Origin of the sequence: Streptomyces sp. NPDC046197 (assembly GCF_040646295.1) — a bacterium.
GTDB lineage: Bacteria > Actinomycetota > Actinomycetes > Streptomycetales > Streptomycetaceae > Streptomyces.
This window is the reverse complement of the sequence record NZ_JBEYZY010000002.1, coordinates 105,780-123,836: the sequence shown is the minus strand read 5'-3', so window position 1 is coordinate 123,836 and position 18,057 is coordinate 105,780. Positions and strand designations below refer to the sequence as shown.

Below are 18,057 nucleotides of genomic sequence, written 5' to 3'. Positions count from 1 at the left end.
CCGTGGCTGTGCCCCGTGACCTGTTGCGCTTTGGCTCACCCGGTCCGTGACGCGTCGCTATATCAAGTCGTCGGGTGCGGGCTCGTCCCAGTCGTCCGCCGGCTCCGCTTGGCCGGAGTCTGGCGTCGCCGCTGCGGACGGACCGCCCAGCGACTGCAGCACCCCGATCACGCCCTCGCCGTAAGTGGCCAGCTTCTTCTCGCCCACGCCGCTGACCGTGCCCAGCTGCGCCACCGACGCCGGCCAGACCGTGACGATCTCGCGCAGCGTGGCGTCGTGGAAGATGACGTAGGCCGGGACGCCCTGTTCACGGGCCTGTTCTGCGCGCCAGGTCCGCAGGGCCTCGAAGGCGGGCAGCAGCTCCTCGGGCAGCTCGGCCGCCGCGGCCTTGGACTTCCCGCGGCCCGAGGAGGAGCCCGAGGACGACGAGGCGGGCCGCGTGGTCACCGGCTTCTTCGGCTCCTTGCGCAGGGGCACCTCCAGCTCGCGCCGCAGTACCGAGGCACTGGTGTCGGTCAGGACCAGCGTGCCGTACTCGCCCTCGACCGCGAGCAGCCCCTGCGCCAGCAACTGCCGTACGACACCCCTCCATTCGCCCTCGGTGAGCTCCTCGCCGATGCCGAACACGGACAGCTGGTCGTGGTCGAACTGGATCACCTTCGCGGTCCGCCGGCCCAGCAGGATGTCGACGATCTGGACCGCGCCGAACTTCTGCCCCCGCTCCCGCTGCAGCCGTACCACCGTCGACAGCACCTTCTGGGCGGCGATGGTGCCGTCCCAGGTCTCGGGCGGGGTCAGGCATGTGTCGCAGTTTCCGCAGCCGGACGGGTCCGGATCCTGGCCGAAGTAGGCGAGCAGCTGACCGCGGCGGCACCGGGCCGTCTCGCACAGCGCGAGCATCGCGTCCAGGTGGGCGGCGGCCCGGCGGCGGAAAGCCTCGTCGCCCTCACCCGACTGGATCAGCTTGCGCTGCTGTATGACGTCGTTCAGCCCGTACGCCATCCAGGCCGTGGAGGCCAGTCCGTCGCGTCCGGCTCGACCGGTCTCCTGGTAGTAGCCCTCCACCGACTTCGGCAGGTCCAGGTGGGCGACGAACCGCACGTCCGGCTTGTCGATGCCCATGCCGAAGGCGATCGTGGCGACCACCACCAGGCCGTCCTCGCGCAAGAAGCGGGACTGGTGGGCGGCGCGCGTCCCGGCGTCGAGGCCGGCGTGGTAGGGGACCGCCTCGACGCCGTTGCGGGTGAGGAACTCCGCCGTCTTCTCCACGGAGTTGCGTGAGAGGCAGTACACGATGCCCGCGTCGCCCGTGTGCTCCTCGCGCAGGAAGGTCAGCAGCTGCTTCTTGGGGTCGGCCTTCGGCACGATCCGGTACTGGATGTTGGGCCGGTCGAAGCTCGCCACGAAGTGCCGGGCCCGCGGCATGTGCAGCCGCTGAGTGATCTCCTGGTGCGTCGCTCGGGTGGCGGTCGCCGTGAGCGCGATCCGCGGCACGTCCGGCCAGCGCTCGCCGAGCAACGACAGAGTCAGGTAGTCGGGGCGGAAGTCGTGCCCCCACTGGGACACGCAGTGCGCCTCGTCGATCGCGAAGACGGCGATCTTGCCGCGGGACAGCAGGTCGAGCGTGGCGTCGACGCGCAGGCGCTCCGGGGCCAGGTACAGCAGGTCCAGCTCGCCTGCCAGGAACTCCGCCTCCACCACGCGCCGCTCGTCGAAGTCCTGCGTGGAGTTGATGAACCCGGCGCGCACACCCAGCGCCCGCAGGGCGTCCACCTGGTCCTGCATCAGCGCGATGAGGGGGGATACGACGACGCCCGTACCCGGTCTGACCAGGGCCGGGATCTGGTAGCACAGCGACTTGCCGCCGCCGGTGGGCATGAGGACGACGGCGTCGCCACCCGCCACCACATGCTCGATGACCGCTTCCTGCTCGCCCCGGAAGGCCTCGTATCCGAAGACCCGGTGCAGCGTGGCCAGCGCCTCGCTCTCCGTCACTGGCATCTCGGTGATACCGCCCGTCCCGCCCATCGTCTCGTCCCCCGTACGTCGTCCCTCGACCACTGCCTCCACGATAGGGGGCAGCGCCGACAGCTCCGGAGTTATCCACAGGCCGGCCCCAGCGGCCGAGGTCAAGGACGTGCCAGTCGTTCGCACGTGCGTGGGAGACGTGCCCGTTTCCGGCCGATAGTCTGAATGCACCGGCGTGACTCCGTCCCATGGGAGCACTGATGAGCGTCGCACCGAAGGCGTCCACGCCCAGCTGGCCGACCCCGCCGGAAGGCGGCTGGACCGCCGACGACCTGGACCGCCTCCCGAATCTCCCTCCGCACACGGAGTTGATCGACGGGAGTCTCGTCTTCGCGAGTCCGCAGACCCTTTTCCACTCACGCGCTGTCGACTTCTTCAACTGGCAGCTACAGTCCGTCGCGCCCGAGGACCTTGAGGTCGTCCGCGAGTTCACCAGCGACCTCGACCGCCAGAACCGGCCCGAGCCGGACGTGGTCGTCGTACGCGGGGACGTGGTGGAAGATCCGGGGCAGACTCGCTTCCCGGCGGATGCAGTCGTCCTCGCCATCGAGGTCGTCTCCGAGGACTCCGTCTCACGCGACCGCGAGACCAACCCGCTGAAGTACGCCCGGGCGAAGATCCCCCACTACTGGCGAGTGGAGAACGAGAACGGCCGGGCCGCCGTTCACACATTTGAGCTGGAGCCCACCACCGGCACGTACACCAGCACCGGCATCCACCGTGAGCGGATGAAGATGGACGTTCCCTTCCCGGTGGACCTGGACCTGACCCGGATCAGGGCACGCCGCGACAAGGAGCAGTGACCTCACGCGCACCGCCGCCCGGCACCCCTGACGGAGGTGCCGGGCGGTCGTGGGTGAGGTGAGTGGTGCGCCTCAGCGCACGAACACGCTCGCCTGGCTCGCCAGGTTCAGGAAGTACTGCGGGGCCACACCGAGGACCAGCGTCACAACCACGCCGAACCCGATCGCGGTCGTCGTCAGCAGCGACGGCACGGCCACCGTCGGACCCTCCGGCCGCGGCTCGCTGAAGAACATCAGCACGATCACGCGGATGTAGAAGAACGCAGCGATCGCGGAGGAGATCACACCGATGACGACCAGCGGGACGGCGCCGCCTTCCGCAGCCGCCTTGAACACGGCGAACTTACCGGCGAAGCCGGAGGTCAGCGGGATACCGGCGAAGGCCAACAGGAACACCGCGAACACGGCCGCCACCAGCGGTGAACGGCGGCCGAGCCCTGCCCACTTGGACAGGTGGGTCGCCTCGCCTCCCGCGTCGCGCACCAACGTCACCACGGCGAACGCGCCGATCGTGACGAAGGAGTACGCGGCCAGATAGAAGAGGACGGACGAGACGCCGTTCTTCGAGGTCGCGATGACACCCGCGAGGATGAAGCCCGCGTGCGCGATCGACGAGTACGCCAGCAGGCGCTTGATGTCGGTCTGAGTGATCGCGACGATCGCGCCGCCCAGCATGGTGAGGATCGCGACGGCCCACATGACCGGCCGCCAGTCCCAGCGCATCCCCGGCAGCACCACGTACAGCAGCCGCAGCAGCGCACCGAACGCCGCCACCTTGGTCGCGGCCGCCATGAACCCGGTGACCGGGGTCGGCGCTCCCTGGTAGACGTCCGGCGTCCACATGTGGAAGGGCACCGCGGCGACCTTGAACAGCAGCCCCATCACCACCATCGCGGCGCCGATCAGCAGCAGCGCGTCGTTGCCCATGGTGTTGGCCAGCGCGGGGTCGACGTTGGGGACGTTCCCGTCGACGACCTGCGCGATCGTCGCGTACGACACCGAGCCCGCGTAGCCGTACAGCATCGCGATGCCGAACAGGGTGAACGCGGAGGCGAACGCGCCGAGCAGGAAGTACTTGACCGCGGCCTCCTGCGACATGAGCCGCTTGCGACGGGCCAGGGCGCACAGCAGGTACAGCGGCAGGGAGAAGACCTCCAGGGCCACGAACAGCGTCAGCAGGTCGTTGGCCGAGGGGAACACCAGCATGCCCGCGACGGCGAAGAGGAGCAGCGGGAAGACCTCGGTCGTGGTGAAACCGGCCTTCACCGCCGCCTTCTCGCTGTCGCTGCCCGGCACGGACGCGGCCTGTGCGGCGAAGGAGTCGACCCGGTTGCCGTGCGCCTCCGGGTCCAGGCGCCGCTCGGCGAAGGTGAACAGGCCGACCAGGCCCGCCAGCAGGATCGTGCCCTGCAGGAACAGCGACGGCCCGTCGACCGCGATCGCGCCCATGGCGGCGATGTGCGCCTTGGTGGTGCCGTATCCGTCCGCCGCGAGTGCGATCACCGCGGCGAAGGCCGCGGCGAGTGCGACGGCGGACACGAACACCTGCGCGTAGTAACGGGACTTGCGCGGGACGAACGCCTCCACCAGTACCCCGACGATCGCCGCGCCGATGACGATCAGGGTGGGCGACAACTGCCCGTATTCGATCTTCGGAGCGCCGATCTTCGGAATCGAATCGGCCGCGGTTGTCCACAGGCTGTGGACGGCTACTGCGCTCACTTGGCCGCCTCCACCTCGGGCTTGGGGTCGGTCTTGTGTACGTCCGACATGGTCTGCTTGACCGCCGGGTTGACGATGTCCGTGACGGGCTTCGGGTAGACGCCCAGGAAGATCAGCAGCACGATCAGCGGGGCCACGACCAGCACCTCCCGCACACGCAGGTCCGGCATCGCGGACACCTCCGGCCTCACCGGGCCCGTCATCGTCCTCTGGTAGAGGACAAGGGTGTAGAGCGCGGCGAGCACGATGCCGAACGTGGCGGCGATACCGATCGCCGGATAGCGCGTGAACGTGCCGACGAGAACCAGGAACTCACTCACGAAGGGCGCGAGGCCCGGCAGTGACAGGGTCGCGAGGCCGCCGATCAGGAAGGTGCCGGCGAGCACCGGAGCGACCTTCTGCACCCCGCCGTAGTCGGCGATGAGCCGGGAGCCGCGCCGGGAGATCAGGAAGCCGGCCACCAGCATCAGCGCGGCCGTGGAGATCCCGTGGTTGACCATGTAGAGCGTGGCCCCGGACTGGCCCTGGCTGGTCATCGCGAAGATGCCCATGATGATGAACCCGAAGTGCGAGATCGACGCGTAGGCCACCAGGCGTTTGATGTCCCGCTGACCCACCGCGAGCAGCGCCCCGTAGATGATGCTGATGAGCGCCAGCACGAGGATGACCGGCGTCGCCCACTTGCTGGCCTGCGGGAACAGCTGGAGGCAGAAGCGGAGCATCGCGAAGGTGCCCACCTTGTCGACGACCGCCGTGATGAGGACGGCGACCGGCGCGGTGGCTTCCCCCATGGCGTTGGGCAGCCAGGTGTGCAGCGGCCACAGCGGCGCCTTCACCGCGAAGGCGAAGAAGAAGCCGAGGAACAGCCAGCGTTCGGTGCTGGTCGCCATGTGCAGGGAGCCGTTGGCGCGGGCCTGTGCGATCTCCGTGAGCGAGAAGTTCCCGGCTACCACGTACAGACCGATCACCGCGGCCAGCATGATCAGGCCGCCGACCAGGTTGTAGAGCAGGAACTTCACCGCCGCGTACGACCGCTGCGTCGACGCCGCCTCCTCCCCGTGCTCGTGGGCACGGTCCCCGAAGCCGCCGATGAGGAAGTACATCGGGATGAGCATGGCTTCGAAGAAGATGTAGAAGAGGAAGACGTCGGTGGCCTCGAAGGAGATGACCACCATCGCCTGGACGGCGAGGATCAGCGCGAAGAAGCCCTGCGTCGGCCGCCAGCGGCGGCTTCCGGTCTCCAGCGGATCCGCGTCGTGCCAGCCGGCGAGAATGACGAACGGGATCAGCAGGGCGGTCAGCGCGATCAGCGCCACCGCGATGCCGTCCACGCCCACCTCGTACCTGACCCCGAAGTCCTTGATCCAGGCGTGGGACTCGGTGAGCTGGTAGCGGGCGCCGTTCGGGTCGAAGCGGACCAGGATCGTGACGGCCAGCGCGAGTGTGCCGAGGGAGACGACCAGCGCGAGCCACTTGGCGGTGGTGCGCCGCGCGGCCGGCACGGCGGCCGTGGCGACCGCCCCGACGGCCGGGAGCGCCGCCGTCGCTGTCAGCAGAGGAAAGGACATCGGTATCAGACCGCCCTCATCAGCAGGGTCGCGGCGACGAGGAGTGCCGCACCGCCGAACATCGAGACCGCGTAGGAGCGCGCGAAGCCGTTCTGCAGTCGGCGCATCCGCCCGGACAGACCGCCGACCGAGGCAGCCGTGCCGTTGACGACGCCGTCCACCAGGGTGTGGTCGACGTAGACCAGGGAGCGCGTGAGGTGCTCGCCACCGCGGACCAGGACCACGTGGTTGAAGTCGTCCTGCAGCAGGTCGCGCCGGGCGGCCCGGGTGAGCAGCGACCCGCGGGGGGCCACGGCCGGGACCGGCTTGCGGCCGTACTGCGCCCAGGCGATGGCGACGCCGACGACCAGGCAGACCATGGTCGCGCCGGTGACCGTCAGGGCGCTGACCGGCGAGTGGCCCTCGCTGTGCCCGGTGACCGGCTCCAGCCAGTGCAGGAAGCGGTCGCCGATGCTGAAGAACGCGCCGCAGAAGACGGATCCGACCGCCAGCGCGATCATCGGGATCGTCATGACCTTGGGCGACTCGTGCGGGTGCGGTTCCGTGTGCTCACCGCGCTCCTCGGCGGCCGGTTCCACACTGGGTTCGGCCGGGGACGGGGTCGGCCGGTGCCGCCAGCGCTCCTCGCCGAAGAAGGTCATCAGCATCACGCGCGTCATGTAGAACGCGGTGATGGCCGCGCCCAGCAGGGCCACACCGCCGAGGATCCAGCCCTCGGTGCCGCCCTTGGCGAAGGCCGCCTCGATGATCTTGTCCTTGGAGAAGAAGCCGGACAGGCCGGGGAAGCCGATGATGGCGAGATAGCCGAGGCCGAAGGTGATGAACGTGATCGGCATGTACTTGCGCAGGCCGCCGTAACGGCGCATGTCGACCTCGTCGTTCATGCCGTGCATGACCGAACCGGCGCCGAGGAACAGCCCGGCCTTGAAGAAGCCGTGCGTCACCAGGTGCATGATCGCGAAGACGTAGCCGATGGGGCCGAGACCCGCGGCCAGCACCATGTAGCCGATCTGCGACATCGTCGAGCCCGCCAGCGCCTTCTTGATGTCGTCCTTCGCGCAACCGACGATCGCACCGAACAGCAGCGTGACTCCGCCGACCACGGTGACCACGAGTTGCGCGTCGGGCGCCGCGTTGAAGATCGCCGCGGAGCGGACGATCAGGTACACGCCCGCGGTCACCATCGTCGCCGCGTGGATGAGGGCCGAGACCGGGGTCGGGCCCTCCATGGCGTCCCCGAGCCAGGACTGCAGCGGCACCTGGGCGGACTTGCCGCAGGCGGCGAGCAGCAGCAGCAGGCCGATGGCGGTGAGCCTGCCCTGGGAGGTGTCGCCGACGTGGCTGAAGACGGGTCCGAAGGTGAAGGACCCGAAGGTCGTGAACATCAGCATGATCGCGATCGACAGGCCCATGTCGCCGACGCGGTTGACCAGGAAGGCCTTTTTCGCGGCGGTGGCCGCGCTGGGCTTGTGCTGCCAGAAGCCGATCAGCAGGTAGGACGCGAGGCCCACGCCCTCCCAGCCGACGTAGAGCAGCAGGTAGTTGTCGGCGAGGACGAGCAGCAGCATCGCCGCGAGGAACAGGTTGAGGTAGCCGAAGAAGCGGCGGCGCCGCTCGTCGTGCTCCATGTACCCGACCGAGTACAGGTGGATCAGGGAGCCGACGCCGGTGATCAGCAGTACGAACGTCATCGACAGCTGGTCGAGGCGGAAGGTGACGTCCGCCTGGAAGTTCCCGACCGAGAGCCACGTGTACAGGTGCTGGATCAGGGTCCGGTGTTCGGCGTCCTTGCCGAGCAGGTCGGCGAAGAGGACCAGGCCGATCACGAAGGAGACGGCCGACATCAGGGTGCCGAGCCAGTGGCCGACGGCGTCCAGGCGCCGGCCACCGACCAGGAGGACGGCCGCTCCGAGCAGGGGCGCCGCGATCAGCAGCGCAATCAGGTTGTCCACGATTCTTCCGACCCCTTACAGCTTCATCAGGCTGGCGTCGTCGACCGAGGCCGAGTGGCGGGAACGGAACAGCGACACGATGATCGCGAGTCCGACCACGACCTCCGCTGCGGCGACGACCATCGTGAAGAAGGCGATGATCTGGCCGTCGAGGTTGCCGTGCATCCGGGAGAAGGTGACGAACGCGAGGTTGCAGGCGTTCAGCATCAGCTCGATGCACATGAAGACCACGATGGCGTTGCGCCGGACCAGCACCCCGGTGGCGCCGATCGTGAACAACAGGGCGGCGAGGTAGAGGTAGTTGACGGGGTTCACTTGGACGCCTCCTCGGACCGCTTGAAGGTCGTCGGCTCGATCGCGGTGCGCTCCAGCCGCTCCTCCGCGCGCTGCTCCAGGGCCTTGAGGTCGTTGAGCGCCTCGGCCGACACATCACGGATCTGGCCGCGCTCTCGCAGCGTCTTGCTGACCGTGAGATCGGACGGGGTGCCGTCGGGCAGCAGGCCCGCGATGTCGACGGCGTTGTGCCGGGCGTAGACGCCGGGCGCCGGCAGCGGCGGTACGTGCTTCCCCTCACGCACCCGCTGCTCGGCCAGCTCGCGCTGGGTCCTGGCGCGCTCGGTGCGCTCGCGGTGGGTGAGCACCATGGCGCCCACGGCGGCCGTGATCAGCAGGGCGCCGGTGATTTCGAAGGCGAAGACGTACTTGGTGAAGATGAGGGACGCCAGGCCCTCCACGTTGCCGTTGGCGTTCGCCTTGCCGGTGCCGTCGAACTCCTTGAGGGAGGCGTTGGCGATGCCGGCGAACAGCAGGATCCCGAAGCCGACCCCACACAGGAGAGCCAGCCAGCGCTGGCCCTTGATGGTCTCTTTCAGGGAGTCCGCGGCCGTGACGCCGACAAGCATCACCACGAACAGGAACAGCATCATGATCGCGCCGGTGTAGACGACGATCTGCACGATGCCCAGGAAGTAGGCGCCGTTGGCGAGGTAGAACACCGCCAGGACGATCATGGTGCCGGCGAGAGAGAGCGCACTGTGCACGGCCTTCTTCATGAGGACGGTGCCCAGGGCGCCGAGGACGGCCACGGTGCCGAGGACCCAGAACTGGAAGGCTTCTCCGGTGGAGGTGGAGTAGGCGGCGAGCTGCGCGGTCATCGGCCGATCACCTTCTCCGATGCCGGTTCGTCCTCGCCGAAGGTGGAGGACGCCTCCTGCGGGACCTCGCCCTTGGACAGGGCCACCTGGGGGACCGTGCCGGGCGCGGCCTCGGTGACCAGGCCCCGGTAGTAGTCCTGCTCGTCCATCCCGGGGTAGATCGCGTGGGGGGTGTCGACCATGCCCTCGTCGAGGCCGGCCAGCAGCTGCTCCTTGGTGTAGATGAGGTTGGCGCGACTGGAATCGGCCAGCTCGAACTCGTTGGTCATCGTCAGCGCGCGCGTGGGGCACGCCTCGATGCACAGGCCGCACAGGATGCAGCGGGCGTAGTTGATCTGGTAGACGCGGCCGTACCGCTCGCCCGGCGAGTAGCGCTCCTCGTCGGTGTTGTCGGCGCCCTCCACGTAGATGGCGTCGGCGGGGCAGGCCCAGGCGCACAACTCGCAGCCGACGCACTTCTCCAGGCCGTCCGGATGGCGGTTGAGCTGGTGCCGTCCGTGGAAGCGCGGAGCCGTGGTCTTCCTCTGTTCCGGGTACTGCTCGGTCAGCCGCTTCTTGAACATGGCCTTGAAGGTCACGCCGAAGCCGGCCACGGGGTTCTGGAAGCCGGGCTTCGACTGCCCGGTCTCCTTGGGCTCCTCAGCCATCGGACGCCTCCTTTCCATCCAGAGATCCGTCACTGGCAGTATCCGACCCACCACTGACAATCAACCGCTCGTGCCGCGGGCGGCGCCGGGGCACCGGCGGCAGCGCCTGCCCCGGCAACGGCGGTACGGGGAATCCACCGGCCATCGGGTCGAAGACGGCCGGCTTCTCGGCGGGCCGCTCCACCCTCTTCGCCTTCTCGCGGAACATGTCGGCGATGAAGGACAGAAGCAGCAGGGCGAGGATTCCGCCGCCCACGTAGAGGGCGATGTCGGCGAAGTCGTAGTTCTCGTTCCTGAGGGCCCGTACGGTCGCAACGAGCATCAGCCAGGTCACGGAGACCGGGATGAGGACCTTCCAGCCGAGCTTCATCAGCTGGTCGTAGCGGACCCGCGGGAGCGTGCCGCGCAGCCAGATGAAGAAGAACAGCAGCAGCTGAACCTTGATCACGAACCAGAGCAGCGGCCACCAGCCGTGGTTCGCGCCCGCCCAGAAGGTGCTGATCGGCCACGGGGCCCGCCAGCCGCCCAGGAAGAGCGTGGTCGACACGGCCGAGACCGTCACCATGTTCACGTACTCGGCGAGCATGAACATCGCGAACTTGATCGACGAGTACTCGGTGTTGAAGCCGCCGACCAGATCGCCCTCGGACTCCGGCATGTCGAACGGCGCGCGGTTGGTCTCACCGACCATCGTGACGATGTAGAGGATGAAGGAGACCGGCAGCAGCAGGATGTACCAGCGGTCCTGCTGCTGCTGGACGATCGTCGACGTCGACATCGACCCCGAGTAGAGGAAGACCGAGGCGAACGCGGCGCCCATGGCGATCTCGTAGGAGATCATCTGCGCGCAGGAGCGCAGACCGCCGAGCAGCGGATAGGTCGACCCGGAGCTCCAGCCGGCGAGCACGATGCCGTAGATGCCGACCGAGGCGACCGCGAGGATGTAGAGCATCGCGATCGGCAGGTCGGTCAGCTGCATCGCGGTGCGGTGGCCGAAGATCGAGATCTCGTCGTTCGCGGGTCCGAAGGGGATCACCGCGATCGCCATGAAGGCCGGGATGGCGGCGACGATCGGCGCGAGGACGTAGACGACCTTGTCCGCGCGCCTGACGACGAGGTCCTCCTTGAGCATCAGCTTCACGCCGTCGGCGAGCGACTGCAGCATGCCCCAGGGACCGTGCCGGTTGGGACCGATGCGCAGCTGCATCCAGGCGACGACCTTGCGCTCCCAGACGATGGAGAAGAGCACGGTCACCATCAGGAAGGCGAAGCAGAACACCGCCTTGATGAGGACCAGCCACCAGGGGTCGGTGCCGAACATCGAGAGGTTTTCAGCGGCGAGGTACTGGCTCATGCCTCCACCTCCTTGGGGGCCTCACCGACGGGCGTCGCCGGGCCGATGCGGACAAGGGAGCCGGGCAGCGCCCCGGTGTCGGAGGCGACGCCCCTGCCTGCGGAGTTCAGCGGGAGCCAGACCACCCGGTCGGGCATCTCGGTGATCTCCAGGGGGAGTTCGACCGCCCCGACCGGGCCGGTCACACAGAGGACGTCGCCGTCCTTGACGCCCGCTTCGGCGGCCGTGGCGGCCGACACGCGCGCGCGTGCGGCGTGCCGGGTCCCGGCGAGGGCCTCGTCGCCCTCCTGGAGGACGCCGTGGTCGAGCAGCAGCCGGTGCCCGGCGAGCACGGCCTCTCCGGCGGCGGGGCGCGGCAGCACCGCCGCGCTCTCCAGCGGCTCGGTGGCGCGCGGCCCGGTCCAGGCGCCGAGCCGGTCCAGTTCCGCGTGCGCGGTCCGCAGGTCGGGCAGCCCCAGGTGCACGTCCATGGCGTCGGCCAGCATCTGCAGCGTGCGCAGATCGGTCGGCGCCAGTCGGCGGGTCATCTGCTCGGGCTTGAGCGCGGCCTCGAAGAAACGGGCCCGGCCCTCCCAGTTGAGGAAGGTGCCGGCCTTCTCGGCGACGGCCGCCACCGGCAGGACGACGTCCGCGTGTTCGGTGACCTCACCGGGCCGCAGCTCCAGCGACACCAGGAAGCCGACCTCGGCAAGTGCCGCACGCGCGCGTGCCGGATCGGGCAGGTCGGCGATCTCGACGCCGGCCACGACCAGCGCCTGAAGCTCGCCCTGCACGGCGGCCTCGACGATCTGCTCCGTGTCGCGGCCGTACCGGTGCGGGAGCTGGGCGACGCCCCACACGGCGGCGACCTCCTCCCGTGCGCGCGGGTCGGTCGCCGGGCGCCCGCCCGGCAGCAGCGAGGGCAGCGCGCCCGCCTCGACGGCGCCGCGCTCCCCGGCCCGGCGCGGAATCCACGCCAGCCGGGCGCCCGTCGCCGAGGCGGCGCGTACCGCGGCGGTGAGACCACCCGCCACTGCGGCCAGCCGCTCCCCGACGACGATCACCGCGCCCTCGGCGCGCAGCGCCTCGGCGGCCCGGGTGCCGTTCTCCTCCAGGCCGACACCACCGGCGAGGGCGTCCAGCCATTCGGTCTCGGTGCCGGGCGCGGCCGGCAGCAGCGTGCCGCCCGCCTTCTCCAGGCCCCGGGTGGCGTACGTGGCCAGCGCGAACACCTGCTGTCCGTGCTTGCGCCAGGCCTTGCGCAGCCGCAGGAAGACGCCGGGCGCCTCCTCCTCGGACTCGAACCCGACGAGCAGGACGGCGGGCGCGTTCTCCAGCGAGGTGTACGTGACGCCCGTACCGTCGATGTCGCGTCCGCGTCCGGCGACCCGGGCGGCCAGGAAGTCGGCCTCCTCACCGCTGTGCACGCGCGCGCGGAAGTCGATGTCGTTGGTGTCCAGGGCCACCCGCGCGAACTTGCTGTAGGCGTAGGCGTCCTCGATGGTGAGCCGGCCGCCGGTGAGGACACCGGTCCGGCCGCGCGACGCCAGCAGGCCCTGCGCGGCGATCTGCAGCGCCTCGGGCCAGGAGGCCGGTACGAGCTCGCCCTCGGCGTTGCGCACCAGGGGCGTCTGGATGCGGTCCTTCAGCTGCGCGTACCGGAAGGCGAAGCGGCCCTTGTCGCAGATCCACTCCTCGTTGACCTCGGGGTCGTTGGCGGCGAGCCGCCGCATGACCTTGCCGCGCCGGTGGTCGGTGCGGGTGGCGCAGCCGCCCGAGCAGTGCTCGCACACCGAGGGCGAGGAGATCAGGTCGAAGGGACGGGAGCGGAAGCGGTACGCCGCCGAGGTCAGCGCGCCGACCGGGCAGATCTGGATGGTGTTGCCGGAGAAGTACGACTCGAAGGGGTCGCCCTCGCCGGTGCCGACCTGCTGGAGGGCGCCCCGTTCCAGGAGCTCGATCATCGGGTCGCCCGCGATCTGGTTGGAGAACCGGGTGCAGCGGGCGCACAGCACGCACCGCTCGCGGTCCAGCAGCACCTGGGTGGAGATCGGGACGGGCTTCTCGTACGTCCGCTTGCGGCCCTCGAAGCGGGACTCGGCGTTGCCGTGCGACATGGCCTGGTTCTGCAACGGGCACTCGCCGCCCTTGTCGCAGACCGGGCAGTCCAACGGGTGGTTGATGAGCAGCAGCTCCATCACCCCGTGCTGGGCCTTTTCGGCGGCCGGCGAGGTGAGATGGGTCTTCACGACCATCCCGTCCGTACACGTGATCGTGCAGGACGCCATGGGCTTGCGCTGGCCCTCGACCTCGACGATGCACTGGCGGCAGGCGCCGGCCGGGTCGAGCAGGGGGTGGTCGCAGAACCGGGGGATCTCGATGCCCAGCTGCTCGGCGGCCCGGATGACCAGGGTGCCCTTGGGCACGCTGATCTCGATGCCGTCGATCGTCAGCGTGACGAGGTCTTCCGGCGGGACCGCCGCCTCTCCCCCTCCGGAGGGAGCGCTGGTGGTCACGGTCATGCGTTCACCTCCGTGCGGTCGGCCCAAGCCGTGGACTTGGCCGGGTCGAAGGGGCAGCCCCGGCCCGTGACGTGCTGCTCGTACTCCTCGCGGAAGTACTTCAGCGAGGAGAAGATCGGCGAGGCGGCGCCGTCACCGAGGGCGCAGAAGGACTTGCCGTTGATGTTGTCGGCGATGTCGGCGAGCTTGTCGAGGTCCGACATGCTGCCCTTGCCGGCCTCCAGGTCCCGCAGCAACTGCACCAGCCAGTACGTCCCTTCACGGCAGGGCGTGCACTTGCCGCAGGACTCGTGTGCGTAGAACTCGGTCCACCGGGTCACGGCCCGCACCACGCACGTCGTCTCGTCGAAGCACTGCAGGGCCTTGGTCCCGAGCATCGAACCGGCGGCGCCGACCCCTTCGTAGTCGAGGGGGACGTCGAGGTGCTCGTCGGTGAACATCGGTGTGGAGGAGCCGCCCGGGGTCCAGAACTTCAGCCGGTGGCCGGGCCGCATCCCGCCGCTCATGTCGAGGAGCTGACGCAGCGTGATGCCGAGCGGGGCCTCGTACTGGCCGGGGCTTGCGACGTGGCCGCTGAGCGAGTAGAGCGTGAAGCCCGGGGACTTCTCGCTGCCCATCGACCTGAACCATTCCTTGCCGTTTTTCAGGATGGCGGGAACTGAGGCGATCGACTCGACGTTGTTCACAACAGTCGGGCACGCGTAGAGGCCCGCGACAGCAGGGAAGGGGGGACGGAGCCGCGGTTGACCACGGCGGCCTTCGAGCGAGTCGAGCAGTGCGGTCTCCTCACCGCAGATGTACGCGCCCGCGCCCGCGTGCACGGTGAGTTCGAGGTCGAGTCCACTGCCCAGGGCGTTCTTGCCGAGGTAGCCCGCCGCGTAGGCCTCGCGCACGGCCGAGTGCAACCGCCGCAGCACGGGGACGACTTCACCACGCAGATAGATGAAGGCATGCGACGACCTGATGGCGTAACACGCGATGACGATGCCCTCGATGAGGCTGTGCGGGTTCGCGAAGAGGAGCGGGATGTCCTTGCAGGTTCCCGGTTCCGACTCGTCGGCGTTGACAACTAGATAGTGCGGTTTTCCATCACCCTGGGGAATGAACTGCCACTTCATTCCCGTCGGGAATCCCGCGCCGCCGCGGCCGCGCAGACCGGAGTCCTTGACGTACGCGATCACGTCGTCCGGTGACATGGCGAGCGCCCTGCGGAGCCCCTCGTACCCCTCGTGCCTTCGGTACACGTCCAGCGTCCAGGACCTGTCCTCGTCCCAGAAGGCCGACAGCACGGGTGCGAGCAGCTTCTCGGGGCTCGACTCGTTGAGTTCGGCTGCCACTGTCATCACTCCCCCTCCTCTCCCACGGGTCCCGCCGGATGGGACGGGTCGGAGGCCGATGTCTCCTGCGGCGCGTCGTGCGAGCTGAGGTGCTCCGTCGGCGACGGCTCGTGCACGGCCCCTTGGTGGCGTTCGTCGTGCGGACCGCCCTCCCGCGGGTGGACCACGCGCGCGGGTGCGTCCTCTCCCCTGGCCAGGCGGAGGCCCACCAGCGAGGCGGGTCCGGCGCTGCCGCCGGCCTCGGTCGCCCCCTCCCGCTCGTCGGGGAAGCCCGCCAGGATCCGGGCGGTCTCCTTGAAGGTGCACAGGGGCGCGCCACGCGTGGGCGTGACCGGCCGTCCCGCGCGGAGGTCGTCGACGAGGCGCCTGATGCTCGCGGGGGTCTGGTTGTCGAAGAACTCCCAGTTGACCATCACGACCGGCGCGTAGTCGCAGGCCGCGTTGCACTCGATGTGCTCCAGGGTGACCTTGCCGTCGTCGGTGGTCTCGCCGTTGCCGACGCCGAGGTGCTCCTGGAGGGCCTCGAAGATGGCGTCGCCGCCCATGACCGCGCACAGGGTGTTGGTGCAGACGCCCACCTGGTAGTCGCCGCCGGGCTTGCGCCGGTACATGGTGTAGAAGGTGGCGACCGCGGTGACCTCTGCCGTGGTCAGGCCGAGCATGTCCGCGCAGAACTGCATCCCGGTGCGCGTCACGTGTCCCTCCTCCGCCTGCACCAGGTGCAGCAACGGCAGGAGGGCGGACCGGGAGTCCGGGTAGCGGGAGACGATCTCGCGCGCGTCCCGCTCCAGCCGGGTTCGGACGTCGTCCGGGTAGGCGGGCGCGGGCAGTTCGGGCATGCCCAGGCTGACGCCCCGCTGCGGAGAAGAGGTGGTCACCGGTCGACGCCTCCCATCACGGGGTCGATGGACGCGACGGCGACGATGACGTCGGCGACCTGGCCGCCCTCGCACATCGCCGCCATGGCCTGCAGGTTGGTGAAGGACGGATCCCGGAAGTGGACCCGGTAGGGGCGGGTGCCGCCGTCGGACACGGCGTGCACCCCTAGTTCGCCCTTGGGCGACTCGACGGCCGCGTACGCCTGTCCCGGCGGGACGCGGAAGCCCTCGGTGACCAGCTTGAAGTGGTGGATCAGGGCCTCCATGGAGGTACCCATGATCTTCTTGATGTGGTCGAGGGAGTTGCCGAGGCCGTCCGGTCCCAGGGCGAGCTGGGCGGGCCAGGCGATCTTCTTGTCGGCGACCATGACCGGTCCGGGCTGCAGCCGGTCCAGGCACTGTTCGACGATCCCGAGCGACTGGCGCATCTCCTCGAGGCGGATGAGGAAGCGGCCGTAGGCGTCGCAGGTGTCGGCGGTCGGGATCTCGAAGTCGTAGGTCTCGTATCCGCAGTACGGCTGCGCCTTGCGCAGGTCGTGGGGCAGCCCGCTGGCGCGCAGGATGGGGCCGGTCGCGCCGAGGGCCATGCAGCCGGCCAGGTCGAGGTAGCCGATGTCCTGCATGCGGGCCTTGAAGATGGGGTTCCCGGTGGCGAGCTTGTCGTACTCCGGGAGGTTCTTCTTCATCTTCTTCACGAACTCGCGGATCTGGTCCACCGCGCCGGGCGGCAGGTCCTGGGCGAGTCCGCCGGGGCGGATGTACGCGTGGTTCATCCTGAGGCCGGTGATGAGCTCGTAGAGATCGAGAATCATTTCACGATCACGGAATCCGTAGATCATGATCGTGGTGGCGCCGAGTTCCATGCCGCCGGTGGCGATGCACACCAGGTGCGAGGACAGCCGGTTCAGCTCCATCAGGAGCACCCGGATGATCGTCGCCCGGTCGGTGATCTGGTCCTCGATGCCGAGCAGCTTCTCGACGGCGAGACAGTAGGCCGTCTCGTTGAAGAAGGACGTCAGGTAGTCCATGCGCGTGACGAAGGTGGTGCCCTGCGTCCACGTGCGGAACTCGAGGTTCTTCTCGATGCCGGTGTGCAGATACCCGATGCCGCACCGGGCCTCGGTGACGGTCTCGCCCTCGATCTCCAGGATCAGGCGGAGCACGCCGTGGGTGGAGGGGTGCTGGGGACCCATGTTGACGACGATGCGTTCGTCGTCGGCGCGGGCCGCGGACTGGACGACCTCGTCCCAGTCCCCACCGGTGACCGTATATACGGTGCCCTCGGTGGTCTCGCGCGCCGACGCGGCTGATGCTGACTGCGTGCTCACGAGTACGACCTCCGCTGGTCCGGAGCCGGGATCTGGGCGCCCTTGTACTCGACGGGGATGCCGCCGAGGGGGTAGTCCTTGCGCTGCGGGTGGCCCTGCCAGTCGTCGGGCATCATGATCCGGGTCAGGGCCGGGTGACCGTCGAAGACGATCCCGAAGAAGTCGTAGGTCTCGCGCTCGTGCCAGTCGTTCGTCGGGTAGACGGAGGACAGTGACGGGACGTGCGGGTCGCTGTCGGGGGCGCTGACTTCGAGGCGGATCAGCCGGTTGTGGGTGATCGAGCGCAGGTGGTAGACGGCGTGCAGCTCGCGGCCCTTGTCGTGCAGGTAGTGGACGCCGCTGACGCCGGTGCACAGCTCGAAGCGCAGGGCGGGGTCGTCGCGCAGGGTGCGGGCGACGCGGACCAGGTGCTCGCGCTCGATGTGGAAGGTGAGCTCGCCGCGGTCGACGACCGTCTTCTCGATGGCGTTCCCGGGGAGGAGGCCCTGCTCCTCCAGCGCGCCCTCCAGCTCGTCGGCGACCTCGTCGAACCAGCCGCCGTAGGGACGGCTCGCCGGTCCCGGGAGTCGGACCGAGCGGACCAGGCCGCCGTAGCCGGAGGTGTCGCCGCCGTTGTTGGCGCCGAACATGCCGCGCTGGACGCGGATCTCCTCGCCGCCCTGGCCGCGCCGGCCGGGCAGGTTGTCGGCGGCGAGGTCCTTTTCGGGGTTCACGCCGTTCGCCGGGCCGTTCACGCCGCCCGCGCCGGCCCCGCTCGCGCCCTTGGCGCCGTTTCCGTTCGCGTC

14 protein-coding genes are annotated in these 18,057 nt (G+C 69.2%); 1 reads left to right on the top strand and 13 read right to left on the bottom strand.

The annotated features are described in order from the left end of the window. Positions 1-57 precede the first annotated feature (57 nt). The gene (recQ, locus tag AB0A61_RS03255; RefSeq protein ID WP_361286219.1) at positions 58-2,028 is read right to left on the bottom strand and encodes a DNA helicase RecQ; all 1,971 of its coding nucleotides are present in this window, start codon (positions 2,026-2,028) and stop codon (positions 58-60) included. A 200-nt stretch (positions 2,029-2,228) separates the two neighbouring features. Here recQ and AB0A61_RS03250 point away from each other — a divergent pair, with 200 nt between their 5' ends. Beyond that, entirely contained in the window at positions 2,229-2,831 is a 603-nt protein-coding gene (locus tag AB0A61_RS03250) for a Uma2 family endonuclease (RefSeq protein WP_361285288.1), read from the top strand. 72 nt (positions 2,832-2,903) lie between these two features. Here the strand turns inward: AB0A61_RS03250 and nuoN are convergent, their stop codons facing one another. From nuoN to AB0A61_RS03190, 12 genes are read right to left on the bottom strand one after another with little or no spacing between them, the layout of a single operon-like run. Next, the gene (nuoN, locus tag AB0A61_RS03245; RefSeq protein WP_361285285.1) at positions 2,904-4,553 is read right to left on the bottom strand and encodes an NADH-quinone oxidoreductase subunit NuoN; all 1,650 of its coding nucleotides are present in this window, start codon (positions 4,551-4,553) and stop codon (positions 2,904-2,906) included. Then, positions 4,550-6,121 carry an NADH-quinone oxidoreductase subunit M gene (locus tag AB0A61_RS03240; protein WP_361285282.1) on the bottom strand — a complete coding sequence of 524 codons (1,572 nt, stop codon included), beginning with the start codon at positions 6,119-6,121 and terminating at the stop codon, positions 4,550-4,552. Before AB0A61_RS03240 ends, nuoN begins: the two co-directional genes overlap by 4 nt. A gap of 5 nt (positions 6,122-6,126) precedes the next feature. Further along, complete coding sequence (nuoL, locus tag AB0A61_RS03235) at positions 6,127-8,073, bottom strand: NADH-quinone oxidoreductase subunit L (protein ID WP_361285279.1); 1,947 nt, start codon at positions 8,071-8,073, stop codon at positions 6,127-6,129. Positions 8,074-8,088: 15 nt separating this feature from the next. Continuing rightward, positions 8,089-8,388 (bottom strand): NADH-quinone oxidoreductase subunit NuoK, encoded by a 300-nt coding sequence (nuoK, locus tag AB0A61_RS03230; protein WP_307133024.1) that lies wholly within the window; start codon positions 8,386-8,388, stop codon positions 8,089-8,091. Then, the gene (locus AB0A61_RS03225) at positions 8,385-9,227 is read right to left on the bottom strand and encodes an NADH-quinone oxidoreductase subunit J (RefSeq protein ID WP_361285276.1); all 843 of its coding nucleotides are present in this window, start codon (positions 9,225-9,227) and stop codon (positions 8,385-8,387) included. The genes nuoK and AB0A61_RS03225 overlap by 4 nt, the downstream gene beginning before the upstream one ends. Beyond that, positions 9,224-9,874, bottom strand: a complete 651-nt coding sequence (nuoI, locus tag AB0A61_RS03220; protein WP_361285274.1) for an NADH-quinone oxidoreductase subunit NuoI — start codon at positions 9,872-9,874, stop codon at positions 9,224-9,226. Before nuoI ends, AB0A61_RS03225 begins: the two co-directional genes overlap by 4 nt. Beyond that, the gene (gene nuoH, locus AB0A61_RS03215) at positions 9,867-11,228 is read right to left on the bottom strand and encodes an NADH-quinone oxidoreductase subunit NuoH (RefSeq protein WP_361285271.1); all 1,362 of its coding nucleotides are present in this window, start codon (positions 11,226-11,228) and stop codon (positions 9,867-9,869) included. Before nuoH ends, nuoI begins: the two co-directional genes overlap by 8 nt. Continuing rightward, positions 11,225-13,729, bottom strand: a complete 2,505-nt coding sequence (locus AB0A61_RS03210; protein WP_361285268.1) for an NADH-quinone oxidoreductase subunit G — start codon at positions 13,727-13,729, stop codon at positions 11,225-11,227. Before AB0A61_RS03210 ends, nuoH begins: the two co-directional genes overlap by 4 nt. Then, entirely contained in the window at positions 13,726-15,075 is a 1,350-nt protein-coding gene (nuoF, locus tag AB0A61_RS03205) for an NADH-quinone oxidoreductase subunit NuoF (RefSeq protein WP_361285265.1), read from the bottom strand. The genes AB0A61_RS03210 and nuoF overlap by 4 nt, the downstream gene beginning before the upstream one ends. Continuing rightward, complete coding sequence (gene nuoE / locus AB0A61_RS03200) at positions 15,072-15,944, bottom strand: NADH-quinone oxidoreductase subunit NuoE (RefSeq protein ID WP_361285262.1); 873 nt, start codon at positions 15,942-15,944, stop codon at positions 15,072-15,074. Before nuoE ends, nuoF begins: the two co-directional genes overlap by 4 nt. Next, positions 15,941-17,272: an NADH-quinone oxidoreductase subunit D gene (locus tag AB0A61_RS03195; RefSeq protein ID WP_361285259.1), complete on the bottom strand. Its 1,332-nt coding sequence runs from the start codon at positions 17,270-17,272 to the stop codon at positions 15,941-15,943. Before AB0A61_RS03195 ends, nuoE begins: the two co-directional genes overlap by 4 nt. Further along, the gene (locus AB0A61_RS03190; RefSeq protein ID WP_361286216.1) at positions 17,269-18,006 is read right to left on the bottom strand and encodes an NADH-quinone oxidoreductase subunit C; all 738 of its coding nucleotides are present in this window, start codon (positions 18,004-18,006) and stop codon (positions 17,269-17,271) included. The genes AB0A61_RS03195 and AB0A61_RS03190 overlap by 4 nt, the downstream gene beginning before the upstream one ends. Positions 18,007-18,057: the final 51 nt, after the last annotated feature.

Excerpts from the sequence above, each read along its gene's own strand:
- recQ (WP_361286219.1), bottom strand. The coding sequence starts at position 2,028 with ATGGGCGGGACGGGCGGTATCACCGAGATGCCAGTGACGGAGAGCGAG.
- AB0A61_RS03250 (WP_361285288.1), top strand. The coding sequence starts at position 2,229 with ATGAGCGTCGCACCGAAGGCGTCCACGCCCAGCTGGCCGACCCCGCCG.
- AB0A61_RS03240 (WP_361285282.1), bottom strand. The coding sequence starts at position 6,121 with ATGTCCTTTCCTCTGCTGACAGCGACGGCGGCGCTCCCGGCCGTCGGG.
- AB0A61_RS03225 (WP_361285276.1), bottom strand. The coding sequence starts at position 9,227 with ATGACCGCGCAGCTCGCCGCCTACTCCACCTCCACCGGAGAAGCCTTC.
- nuoI (WP_361285274.1), bottom strand. The coding sequence starts at position 9,874 with ATGGCTGAGGAGCCCAAGGAGACCGGGCAGTCGAAGCCCGGCTTCCAG.
- nuoH (WP_361285271.1), bottom strand. The coding sequence starts at position 11,228 with ATGAGCCAGTACCTCGCCGCTGAAAACCTCTCGATGTTCGGCACCGAC.
- AB0A61_RS03210 (WP_361285268.1), bottom strand. The coding sequence starts at position 13,729 with ATGACCGTGACCACCAGCGCTCCCTCCGGAGGGGGAGAGGCGGCGGTC.